At 32.5% G+C, this 12,413-nt stretch carries 15 protein-coding genes; 3 read left to right on the top strand and 12 right to left on the bottom strand.

Annotated features, from left to right (window positions below; genetic code table 11):
- Positions 1 to 3: 3 nt before the first annotated feature.
- The 3 genes from VKY41_RS03080 to VKY41_RS03070 all read left to right on the top strand — a co-directional run bounded on the left by VKY41_RS03080 (position 4) and on the right by VKY41_RS03070 (position 2,395).
- Positions 4 to 438: a universal stress protein gene (locus VKY41_RS03080; RefSeq protein ID WP_500812969.1), complete on the top strand. Its 435-nt coding sequence runs from the start codon at positions 4 to 6 to the stop codon at positions 436 to 438.
- A gap of 194 nt (positions 439 to 632) precedes the next feature.
- Positions 633 to 1,163 (top strand): YceI family protein, encoded by a 531-nt coding sequence (locus VKY41_RS03075; protein WP_500812968.1) that lies wholly within the window; start codon positions 633 to 635, stop codon positions 1,161 to 1,163.
- A gap of 56 nt (positions 1,164 to 1,219) precedes the next feature.
- Positions 1,220 to 2,395, top strand: coding sequence for a M28 family peptidase (locus tag VKY41_RS03070; protein ID WP_500812967.1), 1,176 nt, complete (start codon positions 1,220 to 1,222; stop codon positions 2,393 to 2,395).
- 76 nt (positions 2,396 to 2,471) lie between these two features.
- Here the strand turns inward: VKY41_RS03070 and VKY41_RS03065 are convergent, their stop codons facing one another.
- The 12 genes from VKY41_RS03065 to rpmJ all read right to left on the bottom strand — a co-directional run.
- Entirely contained in the window at positions 2,472 to 3,386 is a 915-nt protein-coding gene (locus VKY41_RS03065) for a dimethylarginine dimethylaminohydrolase family protein (protein ID WP_500812966.1), read from the bottom strand.
- A 111-nt stretch (positions 3,387 to 3,497) separates the two neighbouring features.
- A complete protein-coding gene (locus VKY41_RS03060) occupies positions 3,498 to 4,784 on the bottom strand; it encodes a citrate synthase (protein WP_500812965.1) in 1,287 nt (428 codons plus the stop codon).
- Positions 4,785 to 4,966: 182 nt separating this feature from the next.
- A complete protein-coding gene (gene eno, locus VKY41_RS03055; RefSeq protein ID WP_500812964.1) occupies positions 4,967 to 6,259 on the bottom strand; it encodes a phosphopyruvate hydratase in 1,293 nt (430 codons plus the stop codon).
- A gap of 91 nt (positions 6,260 to 6,350) precedes the next feature.
- The gene (gene carA / locus VKY41_RS03050) at positions 6,351 to 7,454 is read right to left on the bottom strand and encodes a glutamine-hydrolyzing carbamoyl-phosphate synthase small subunit (protein WP_500812963.1); all 1,104 of its coding nucleotides are present in this window, start codon (positions 7,452 to 7,454) and stop codon (positions 6,351 to 6,353) included.
- Between the two features lie 75 nt (positions 7,455 to 7,529).
- The gene (locus tag VKY41_RS03045) at positions 7,530 to 8,180 is read right to left on the bottom strand and encodes a hypothetical protein (RefSeq protein WP_500812962.1); all 651 of its coding nucleotides are present in this window, start codon (positions 8,178 to 8,180) and stop codon (positions 7,530 to 7,532) included.
- 115 nt (positions 8,181 to 8,295) lie between these two features.
- A complete protein-coding gene (locus VKY41_RS03040; protein WP_500812961.1) occupies positions 8,296 to 8,991 on the bottom strand; it encodes a hypothetical protein in 696 nt (231 codons plus the stop codon).
- A gap of 95 nt (positions 8,992 to 9,086) precedes the next feature.
- A complete protein-coding gene (gene rplQ / locus VKY41_RS03035; protein WP_500812960.1) occupies positions 9,087 to 9,563 on the bottom strand; it encodes a 50S ribosomal protein L17 in 477 nt (158 codons plus the stop codon).
- Positions 9,564 to 9,644: 81 nt separating this feature from the next.
- The gene (locus VKY41_RS03030) at positions 9,645 to 10,637 is read right to left on the bottom strand and encodes a DNA-directed RNA polymerase subunit alpha (protein ID WP_500812959.1); all 993 of its coding nucleotides are present in this window, start codon (positions 10,635 to 10,637) and stop codon (positions 9,645 to 9,647) included.
- A gap of 21 nt (positions 10,638 to 10,658) precedes the next feature.
- Positions 10,659 to 11,264 (bottom strand): 30S ribosomal protein S4, encoded by a 606-nt coding sequence (gene rpsD / locus VKY41_RS03025; protein WP_500812958.1) that lies wholly within the window; start codon positions 11,262 to 11,264, stop codon positions 10,659 to 10,661.
- Between the two features lie 173 nt (positions 11,265 to 11,437).
- Complete coding sequence (gene rpsK, locus VKY41_RS03020) at positions 11,438 to 11,821, bottom strand: 30S ribosomal protein S11 (protein WP_500812957.1); 384 nt, start codon at positions 11,819 to 11,821, stop codon at positions 11,438 to 11,440.
- A 105-nt stretch (positions 11,822 to 11,926) separates the two neighbouring features.
- Complete coding sequence (gene rpsM / locus VKY41_RS03015; protein WP_500812956.1) at positions 11,927 to 12,301, bottom strand: 30S ribosomal protein S13; 375 nt, start codon at positions 12,299 to 12,301, stop codon at positions 11,927 to 11,929.
- Between the two features lie 2 nt (positions 12,302 to 12,303).
- A partial coding sequence (gene rpmJ, locus VKY41_RS03010) for a 50S ribosomal protein L36 (protein ID WP_324312981.1) occupies positions 12,304 to 12,413 on the bottom strand: 110 nt, incomplete at its 5' end.

The raw sequence follows: 12,413 nt of genomic DNA, 5'->3' as shown, positions 1-12,413 counted from the left end.
ATTATGAAAAACATCCTAGTTAGTATAGATTTTAATAAAGGAGAAGACCTTATTATAAAAAAAGCTATTGAAATAGCGGAAAAGTTCAATTCAAAAGTATGGATTATTCATATTACAGCTCCTGAACCTGATTTTGTGGGTTACAATGTGGGGCCAGAATATATTAGAGAAAATCGTGCTAATGAACTTAGGAAAGAACACAAAATCCTTGAAGAACACGCCAAAAACCTTAACGACCAAGGTATCGAAGCTCAAGGCTTACTAATTCAAGGAGCAACTATCGAGATGATACTTGAAGAATCTAAAAAACTGAAAGTCGATTTAATTATAGCAGGACATCAAGAACATAATTTCATTTACAAAGCATTTATTGGAAGTGTTTCGGCAGGACTTATAAAAAAATCAAAAATCCCAATTCTCATAGTTCCTATAGAATAAAAGCTGATTAATATAAATCTTCTAACGGCAGCAAATTGTATAATTTAAAAACTCAGTTTTAACTCAATATACTTCCATTCTATTTTAGTTTAGATATTTTAACATATAACAAAATTAAAAGTAAGTAATTACGGTCTTGTAATTCCTTTTAATTAACTTTATAACAATACATTTTTCAACTTAAAACATATCTTATGAAAACACTATATATAGTATTCTTATTTATCTCGACTTTAGGCTTATCTCTATTTCAAAATCAACCTATAGACACTAGTGCATCAGAAGTTAATTTTAAAATCAGCAATTTTGGGTTAAACACAGTAAAGGGTTCTTTTAAAAATATGCATGGCACATTTAATTTCAATCCTAAGGATATAGAAAACTCTAATTTTGATATATGTATTGAGGCTGCAACCATTAATACCGGAAACAAAAAGCGCGATAAAGATTTACGTTCTGAAGATTTCTTTGAAGTAGAAAAGTATCCAAACATTTGTTTTAAATCTACCACAGTTGAAAAATTTGATGGCAAGTACATAACTAAAGGAAACTTGACAGTTCATGGCGTAACCAAAGTAGTTGAAATTCCTTTTGAAATGACCAACAACACATTTACTGGGTATTTTGAAATAGAACGACTTGACTATAACGTTGGAAAAGACACAGGAACCTTTATGGTAGGAAATACAGTAAAAATCACAATTAGGTGTGTAATAAAATCATAATATTTTCTGTAAAGTATATTTTTAAACTACATTTGTGAGCCCAAAAAGTTCTTAAAATGATTAAAAATTACCTTACACTTACCTTATTTGTGCTTGCACTTTTTAATAGCACGTCTAATTTTTCACAAACCTACAATTCATATTTTGCAAATGTTGTTGGCAATGTTTCTGCTTCCAATATTTTAAATGATTTAACTACTTTCGAAAATTTTGGAATTAAAGAGGTAGGTACTTCGGCTTTAACCAATGCAGAAAATTGGATAACCACTCGTTATACAGAATTAGGTTACTCCAATATAGAATTACAAACTTTTTCTTACGGAGCTGGTACAAGTAATAATATCATTATTACAAAAACAGGTACCGACTATCCAAACACCTATCTTATAATTGATGGACACTATGACACAAAAAATGGTCCAGGAACAAACGATAATGGTTCTGGAACTGTGTTAATAATGGAATTGGCACGCTTACTTGCTAATGTTCCAACCAAGTATTCCATAAAATTTATTCACTTTAGTGGTGAAGAAGACGGTTTAATTGGGAGTAACTACTACGTTAACAATACTGTGATTCCTCAAAATTTAGACATTAAACTAGTTCTTAACATAGATGAAGTTGGTGGTGTAAACGGAATGAACAATAATTCCATAGTTTGCGAAAGAGATCAAAACAACTATCCTAGTACAAATAATGCAGCCTCCTACACTGCAACAAATCAATTAGCAGCCTCCATCGAATTATATTCAAATTTAAGCACAGAAATCTCCTATGCGTATGCTTCTGATTATGTTCCGTTCCAAAGTAATGGAGAAATAATTACAGGACTTTACGAAGCTAACGAAACTCCTTATGCTCATGGTCCAAATGATGTTTTATCGAATATGGATCCAAACTATTTATTTGAAGTTACTAAAGGAACGCTTGGAGCAGCCATGTTTTTTGCAGAAGTAGATTTTAATGCTTTAAACATAGATTCTTACGCTATAAATCCATCCATAAGTATGTATCCAAATCCTGCTCAACAATCACTTAATATTAATATTGATTTGAAAAACGAGGAATTCGCCCATTTCAAACTGATAGATATTTTGGGGAAACAAGTATTTCAAAAAACACTTAAAACATCAAACTCCAAACTTGATATCAGTAACTTAAATAAAGGGATTTATTTAGCTGTTTTTGAAATTGGAAAAAATAGAACTACAAAGAAATTAGTGATAAATTAAATTTAGTTTAAAACTTAACTACATAAAAAAGGTCTTCAAATGAAGACCTTTTTTATGTTTATATGAAAACTTATTCTTAATCTCTAACTAAAGGTAATGTAGAACAACGCAACAAACCTTCTTGTTTGGCTATTTCAGCATAAGGAACTTCTTCAACAGTAAATCCATTTTCCCTTAACCAAGTATTTAAACGTGTAAAATTCTTTTCAGAAATTACAACTTCTTCAGAAATAGAAAAAACATTGCTATTCATATTATACATCTCGTCACGAGTAATGTGAAATAAGTTTTCTTTTCCAAATAAATTCACTAAGTATAAATAGTCGCTTTCCTCTCTAAAACCACTTTTATAAATAATTCCTTTATTTTTTCCAATAGGTTGAAAACAGCAATCTAAATGTAATGCATTATCTCTAGGTTCAATTTTAGATTTTACTAAATCGAATTCCTTCACTATTTTATTCGGGAACAAATCTTTGATATATTGAACGCCTTGCATATTCGTTCTGGCGGTAATGTAGTTCTTATAATCGCTTCCTTTATACGTACCAATAAAAATATGATCGTTCCATAGCATGACATCTCCACCCTCAATATGAACTTCTTCAGGTGGTCTAACAACTTTCTTTGGATCTATCTGATCTATTATGTATTGAATAGCATCTAGCTCCTCCTCACGATTAGGAAGTATATTAGCTTTTACAAACATATCGTCTATTACAAACGCTATGTCACGAGTGAAAATCTGGTTACAATCTTTGATGAGTTCTGGTCTGTAAACTTTTACATCGTATTTTTCAAACACTTTGGCAACCGCTTCAATTTCTTTAACCATATCGGCTTCTAAAGGATACGTTCCTGCCTTAATATGTTCTAAAGATTTTGGATCGTACGCTTCATCCTCTGTTGGTGTTGGACCATTACTTGTGGCAGTTCCTAATACAACAGCTCTTAATCTTGATGTTTCGTTATTTACTTTAAGTTTTATCATAATACTACAAACCTAATTAATTATTTTATTCCTTATAAATTCTGCTCAATTATATATAACAAAAAAGCTCCATTATTTAAAAATGAAGCTTTGAAGTAATATAAAATTGTATTATCGCTTATCGATAGTTTTAAACGACCTTAACGGTGCTCCTGTATATATTTGACGAGGACGACCAATTGGTTCATTGTTTAATCTCATTTCTCTCCACTGCGCAATCCATCCTGGTAAACGTCCTAAGGCGAACATAACTGTAAACATATCTGTTGGTATTCCCATAGCACGGTAGATAATTCCTGAGTAGAAATCTACGTTTGGATATAGCTTTCTATCCACGAAATAAGGGTCTTGTAAAGCTTCTTTTTCTAAAGCTTTTGCTATATTTAAGATAGGATCTTCAACACCTAGATCGTTTAAAATTTCGTCGGCAGCTTTTTTAATGATTTTTGCTCTTGGGTCGAAATTCTTATATACTCTGTGTCCAAAGCCCATTAGTCTAAATGGATCTTCTCTATCTTTTGCTTTAGACATGTATTTATCAGTATCACCTCCATCTTGGTAAATAGCTTCAAGCATTTCCAATACCGCTTGGTTGGCTCCTCCGTGAAGAGGTCCCCACAGCGCAGAAATTCCTGTAGAAAGAGAAGCAAATAATCCTACGTGAGATGAACCTGTAATACGCACGGTTGAAGTAGAACAGTTTTGCTCATGATCAGCATGAAGAATTAATAATTTATCTAAGGCATTAATTACAACAGGATTAAACTTATACTCTTCATTAGGTTGCTTAAACATCATTTTTAAGATGTTCTCTACATATCCTAAGTTTTTATCGCCGTAATCTAATGGTAATCCGTTCTTTTTTCTGAATGTCCATGCAACCAATACTGGGAATTTCCCTAATATTTTCACAATGGCGTTATACATATCAGCCTCAGATTTAACATTTACTGAAGACGGGTTAAAAGCTGTTAATGCACTTGTAAGCGATGCAATAACTCCCATTGGATGAGCCGACTTCGGAAAAGCATCTACTATTTTTCGTACATCTTCATCAACAATAGATTGCGCTTTAATATCGTTATGAAATTTCTCTAATTCTTGTTTCGTTGGTAATTCTCCAAAAATCAAAAGAAAAGCAACCTCAAGGAAATTAGCTTTTTCAGCAAGCTCTTCAATAGAATATCCTCTATATCTTAAAATTCCTTTTTCTCCATCTAAAAACGTAATGGCACTTTCGCAAGACCCTGTGTTTTTGTAACCTGGATCTAAAGTTATAACACCTTCTGTGCAGCCTCTCAAGTCTTTAATATCTATGGCAACTTCATTTTCAGTCCCCACAACTAGAGGGAATTCGTATGTTTTACCTTTAATTTCTATTGTTGCTTTATCTGACATATATTATATAAATATTATTTTGAATTATTTTGCTCTTTAACTCGACGAATTTACGAAATAAATCACGATTTATAAAGCGCTTAGCAAAGGTTTTAACAATAAAAACATTAGTAAAATTGATAGTAAACAAAAGCGATTACCAAATATTTGATAATCGCTCGAAACAAAACTCACTTTTGTTGTTATTTTTGTTTGAAAGTTTTCTTTCCTGGATAGTAAGCAACTTCGTCTAATTCCTCTTCAATTCTAAGTAATTGATTGTATTTTGACATCCTATCACTACGTGAAGCTGAACCCGTTTTAATTTGACCACAGTTTAACGCCACTGCTAAATCTGCAATGGTATTATCTTCTGTTTCTCCTGAACGATGAGACATTACAGAAGTATAACCTGCATTATGCGCCATATTAACAGCTGCGATTGTTTCGGTTAAAGTACCAATTTGGTTTACTTTTATTAGAATAGAATTAGCAATATTATTTTCTATTCCTTTTGATAATCTTTCTACATTGGTAACAAATAAATCATCTCCTACCAATTGAACACGAGCTCCAATTTTTTCGGTTAAATACTTCCAACCATCCCAATCGTTTTCATCCATACCATCTTCAATAGAGATAATTGGGTATTTAGATGCCAATTCGGTTAAGTAGTCTGCTTGTTCTTCACTAGTTCTCACTTTACCTTGTTCACCTTCAAATATAGAATAGTCGTATTTCCCGTCTTTGTAAAATTCAGCGGCAGCACAATCTAGTGCTATCATAATATCCTTACCAAATGCATAGCCAGCCTTTTCAACAGCCAACTTAATGGTATCTAAAGCATCCTCAGTTCCACCCGCTAAATTAGGCGCAAATCCACCTTCATCTCCAACAGCTGTACTTAAACCTCTTTCGTGAAGTACATTTTTTAGATTGTGAAAAATCTCCGTTCCCATTCTAATAGCTTCTGTAAAGTTAGTTGCACTTACAGGCATAATCATAAATTCCTGAAATGCAATTGGTGCATCACTATGAGACCCTCCATTAATAATATTCATCATTGGAACAGGAAGCGTATTCGCACTAACCCCACCCACATATCTATATAAAGGCATACCTAGTTCGTTTGCTGCTGCTTTTGCCACAGCTAAAGAAACCCCTAATATGGCATTAGCTCCTAATTTTGATTTGTTTGCAGTTCCATCCAAATCAATCATAATTTTATCAATTTGGTTTTGTTCAAAAACCGATGTTCCAAGTAATTCCTGAGCTATTATTGTATTAACATTTTCAACAGCCTTTAAAACTCCTTTTCCCATATAATGTTTTCCACCATCACGCAACTCCACAGCTTCATGTTCTCCAGTGGAAGCTCCAGAAGGAACAGCTGCCCTTCCCATTACACCTTTTTCAGTAAATACATCCACTTCTACCGTTGGATTACCTCTTGAATCTAAAATTTGTCTGGCGTGAATGTTAATAATTATACTCATCGTAAAAGTTTTAAAAATTAATTATTTCTTTGAAGCCAAGAAGGCTAATATAAAAAACCTCAAGGAAGTTAAACTTCGTTGAGGCTTTCAATTATTTGTTTTTTATATTCTCTATAAACTGATCGAACAAGTACGAAGAGTCGTGAGGACCCGGACTTGCTTCCGGATGGTATTGAACTGAAAAACAATTTTTGTTTTTAATTCGAATTCCTGCAACCGTATGATCGTTTAAATGTAAATGTGTAATTTCTATATCTGGATGGCTTTCTGCTTCTTCCCTATTAATTGCAAAACCATGATTTTGAGAAGTAATTTCTCCTTTACCTGTAGCCAGGTTTTTAACAGGATGATTAATACCTCTATGACCGTGGTGCATTTTATATGTAGAAACACCATGAGATAATGCTATGACCTGATGTCCTAAACAAATTCCAAATAACGGCAAATTTCTATCTAATATTTCTTTGGTTAGGACTTGGGCAGATTTTAATGGCTCTGGATCACCAGGACCATTAGATAAAAAATAACCATCTGGATTAAAAGCACTCATCTCTTCAAAAGTAGCATTGTAAGGGAATACTTTTATGTAAGCATCTCTTTTAGCAAAATTTCTAAGAATATTTGTTTTAATCCCAAGATCTAAAGCTGCTATTTTATACGTAGCATTCTCGTCACCAAAATAATAAGGTTCTTTTGTTGACACTTTAGAAGCCAATTCTAAGCCATTCATATTAGGAACTTCAGCTAATTGCTTTTTTAATCCTTCTATATTATCTACATCTGTAGAAATTATGGCATTCATAGCACCGTTCTCTCTAAGGTAGCTAACTAGGGCTCGCGTATCTACATCAGAAATAGCAAATAGATTCTCTTGGTTTAAATAATCTTCCAATGAAGAATCTGCGCCATCCCGTGAATAATTGTAACTAAAGTTTTTACAAATTAGCCCCGCAATTTTTATGGAGTCCGATTCAACTTCATCCTTATGCGTCCCGTAATTACCAATATGAGCATTGGTAGCTACCATTAACTGTCCATAATAAGAAGGGTCTGTAAATATTTCCTGATAGCCTGTCATACCAGTGTTAAAACAGACTTCGCCAAAAGCGGTGCCCGGTTTCCCGATGGCTTTACCATGAAAAATGGTACCGTCTGCTAATAAAACTATGGCTTTCTCTCGTTTGTTGTATTTCATGATTCAAAAAGTTTTGCAAAATTGCATAAAAAAAAGGATAAACTAAAATGTTTACCCTTTTTTATAATCACTTTATTAAAGAGAATTATAAAAGGCCAATATTTTGACTACATCTACTTCACTTGAATAATCAAATTTATGTGTTTCAACATAGGTAATAATCTCCTTCTTTTTATTGGATAAGATATTTAGTATGTGCTTTTTCTTTAATTTAACTTGTTGCAAATTAAAATTTCCTTTGGAGTAAAAGTAAGAAACTGATTTAGTTAAAACGTCTGGACTTCTTTCTTGCGTTAAGGGATTTAAAACTCCCTTAGAAATATGAAGTTCTGGTAATTTGTAAAAATTGAGTTTATCGGAAACTAAAAGAGGTTGGAAAAAACCATCTTCACCTGTTTTAGGGTTAAACAACTTAACAAAGGAGGAATTAAATGTTTCTACCTTTTTAATGGTTTCATTATTGAAAATAAATAAGGTGTCACCTAAAGATTCGGTTTCAAACTGATTGTCTTTAAGATTGAAATTGATAAGTTGTAACCTTAATTCTTTATTATTTGTAAAGATAATTCTAACCGGTTGTTCCCACGATTCGTATAAATATTTAGAACCATCCTCTTTGTTTGCTATTCGCTTTTGAAAGACTTCATCTGGAAACATATCTGCTGTAGAAACCGGTCTCGTAACCCATACTTGACTCCCTGATTGATCTGTTAATGTGGAGTTCATTGTTTGGGATAAACAGGAACTAACAACACTCATATTAAAAATAACGAATAAAAAAAGCTTCATATTTAAATTTTCATTTAAATATAAAGCTTTTTTCGTTGAAAACAGAGTTTTCTTAAAGTGTATTGTAGTATTGCAATATATTTTTAAGCTCTATAACATCTTTAAAACTTAAGTTGTTATCTTTTGCATATTGCTTTACAGAATCTCTTTTATTAGCATCTAAAGTTTTTAATATATGAGATTTTTTAAGTTTAATTTCTTTTAGAGTCTCACCATCTTCTGTATAAAAATACTTTTCCTTTTTAACCATTTGATCGTCAGAAACTTTTTGTTGAGTCATTGGGTTAAAATTAGCTTCAATAATTTCTATTTCGTATTTCCTTAATATACTCGTAGATTTTGTTCTTACTAATTCCTCGAAAAAAGAATTTCGTTGAAACTCAGGGTCCAAATAACGTTTAAATGTTCTACCTTCAATTACAATTTTATTGATGTTTTTAGGGTTAAAAGCAAAAACAGAGTCTTCTGCGAACTTCGATTCAAACCTTTCTAATCTCACATTATAATTTAACGACTTTAATTTATAGGCTTTATCATGCATATAAATTATGGCTTCGTTAGAATCCCATGAATCAAATAAATATGGAGAGCCTTTAATTTTTTTAGTTGCCCCTTGGTTAGTAACCCATAAACCATTGCTGGCATATAACTTATCAGAATTTGAAAAATCACTTCTTGAAAAACTCGCTGATTGAGCGAATGCAAAATTAACTGTTAACACTAGTGTGAAAACTAAAAATCTCTTCATAATATATAAAAATTTAGATTGCAAATATAAAAAAAGGACGGACTTTAATGGGTCCATCCTTTTTTATTTATAATTAATTAACAAAAACTTAACTACTATTCTTCTTCGTTAGAAGCTTTAGTTTCAGTTTTCGGAGCAGTATCAGCTGGTTTAGATCCACCTCTTCTACTTCTTCTTGTTGTTTTCTTAGCAGGTTTATTAGCGTTATAAATTTCGTTGTAATCAACTAATTCTATCATTGCCATATCTGCGTTATCACCTAAACGATTACCAAGTTTGATAATTCTTGTATATCCACCTGGGCGGTCAGCTATTTTAGGAGCTACATCTCTAAACAATTCTACAACTGCTTCTTTTTGTCTTAAACGAGACATAACAATACGTCTGTTGTGAGTTGTATCTTCCTTAGATTTTGTAATCAATGGCTCTACAAATTGTCTTAAAGCTTTTGCTTTAGCAACAGTTGTGTTAATACGTTTGTGTTCAATTAATGAACAAGCCATATTAGCTAACATTGATTTTCTATGGGCTGTTTTTCTCCCTAAATGGTTTACTTTTCTTCCGTGTCTCATGACATTTGTTGTTGGACATCATCTTGCTACCATATCCTTTTAAACGGAGAGCAAATTATGAGTCGTTAATACTTGGTTATATTAGTCTTTGTCTAATTTATATTTTGAAAGGTCCATTCCGAAGTTTAAACCTTTAACGCTTACTAGTTCTTCAAGCTCCGTTAAAGATTTTTTACCGAAGTTACGGAACTTCATTAAGTCGTTTTTATTATAAGAAACTAGGTCTCCTAAGGTATCCACTTCCGCTGCTTTTAAGCAATTAAGTGCACGAACTGACAGATCCATATCAACTAATTTAGTTTTCAATAGTTGTCTCATGTGAAGAGATTCTTCATCATAAGTTTCTGTTTGTGCAATCTCATCAGCTTCCAGAGTTATTCTCTCATCAGAGAATAACATAAAGTGATGGATTAAAGTCTTAGCTGCTTCTGTTAACGCGTCTTGTGGAGTAATAGAACCATCAGTAATAATCTCAAAAACCAATTTTTCGTAATCAGTTTTTTGTTCTACACGATAGTTTTCAATACTGTACTTAACGTTTTTAATTGGAGTATAAATAGAATCTGTAAAGATAGTTCCAATTGGCGCAGAAGCTTTTTTATTCTCTTCTGCTGGCACATACCCTCTACCTTTTTCAATAGTAATCTCCATGTTAATGTTTACTTTAGGATCTAAATTACAAAGAACTAAATCTGAATTTAGAACTTGGAATCCTGAAATAAACTTTTGGAAATCTCCAGCTGTTATTTGATTTTGTCCTGAAATAGATATTGAGACAGACTCGCTATCCACATCTTCTATTTGTCTTTTAAAACGTACTTGTTTTAAGTTTAAGATAATTTCAGTAACATCTTCAACAACACCAGCAATGGTAGAAAATTCATGATCAACACCTTCAATTCTAACTGAAGTGATTGCAAATCCTTCTAAAGAAGAAAGTAAAACTCTTCTTAGAGCATTTCCAACTGTTAATCCGTAACCAGGTTCTAAAGGACGAAATTCGAATTTCCCTTCAAAATCGGTTGAATCAATCATGATTACTTTGTCGGGTTTTTGAAAATTAAATACTGCCATATTTGCGATTTGTATCAGTTATTATTTAGAGTAAAGTTCAACGATTAATTGCTCGTTGATGTTTTCTGGAATTTGGATTCTAGCTGGTACAGCAACAAAAGTTCCCTCTTTTTGCTCACCATTCCAAGTAATCCATTCGAAAACTTGACTTGAATTAGCTAAAGAACTTTCGATAGCTTCAAGTGATTTAGATTTTTCTCTTACAGCTACCACATCTCCAGCTTTTAACTGATAAGAAGGTATATTAACGATTTCTCCGTTAACTGTAATATGTCTATGTGATACTAATTGTCTTGCACCGTTTCTAGATGGAGCTATTCCCATTCTAAAAACAACGTTATCTAATCTAGACTCACAAAGTTGTAGCAACACTTCACCTGTAATTCCAGGAGCCGCAGTTGCTCTTTTAAACATGTTTCTGAACTGCTTCTCTAATACACCGTAAGTATATTTAGCTTTTTGCTTTTCCATTAACTGGATAGAGTATTCAGATTTTTTACCACGACGCTTGTTTGCACCATGCTGACCTGGAGGATAATTTCTTTTTTCAAAAGATTTGTCTTCTCCGTAAATAGCTTCACCGAATTTTCGGGCTATTTTAGTTTTAGGACCAGTATATCTTGCCATTGTTTGATTTGTTATGAGAGTGGTTATGAATTAAGGTCTTAATCTTATCCTTCGATATCCGTTAGTCTCTCGTTGATACTTGTTTATTAATTTTTCAGTTTGCAAATTTACATATAAAAAACTAATATCAACTATTAAAAAACAGTTGATATTAATTATTTATGATATATAAATTATACTCTTCTTCTTTTTGGAGGACGACATCCATTATGTGGTAATGGTGTAACATCAATAATTTCTGTTACTTCAATACCTGCATTATGAATAGATCTAATTGCTGATTCTCTACCGTTTCCTGGACCTTTTACGTAAACCTTAACTTTTTTCAAGCCAGCTTCAGAAGCTACAGCAGCTGCATTTTCAGCAGCTAATTGAGCAGCGTAAGGAGTGTTCTTTTTAGAACCTCTAAAACCCATTTTTCCAGCAGACGACCATGAAATAACGTCTCCTTGTTTGTTTGTAAGCGAAATAATAATGTTGTTAAAAGATGCAGTTACGTGTGCTTCCCCTACTGATTCAACAATTACTTTACGTTTTTTTGTACTTGACTTTGCCATATTAATATAGTTTCTAGTTGTTAGTTTTTAGTTGTTAGAATCCTAAACATTGCTATTTCAAACAGATTCATCTAACACTAAACTCTAATGACTAATGTCTTTTAATTATTTAGTTGCCATTTTTTTGTTAGCAACAGTTTTTCTTCTACCTTTTCTAGTTCTAGAGTTGTTTTTTGTACGTTGACCTCTTAATGGAAGTCCAACTCTATGACGGATACCTCTGTAACATCCAATATCCATTAATCGCTTAATGTTTAATTGAGTTTCAGAACGTAGTTCACCTTCAATAGTAAAAGATCCCACAGCTTCACGAATACCATTGATATCCTCATCTGTCCAGTCTTGAACTTTTGTGTTCTCGTCTACTTTAGCTTCTGCTAAAATTTCTTTTGCTCTACTTTTACCTATTCCATAGATATAAGTTAGGGAGATAACTCCTCTCTTGTTTTTTGGTATGTCTACACCTGCAATTCTTGCCATAACTACCCTTGTCTTTGTTTGAATCTAGGATTCTTTTTGTTAATTACGTAAAGTCTTCCTTTTCTACGCACGATTTTACAATCTGCACTTCTTTTTTTAACTGATGCTCTTA

Origin of the sequence: Xanthomarina sp., from assembly GCF_035306605.1 — a bacterium.
Classification (GTDB): Bacteria; Bacteroidota; Bacteroidia; order Flavobacteriales; family Flavobacteriaceae; genus Xanthomarina.
This window is presented reverse-complemented; position numbering and strand designations above follow the sequence as displayed.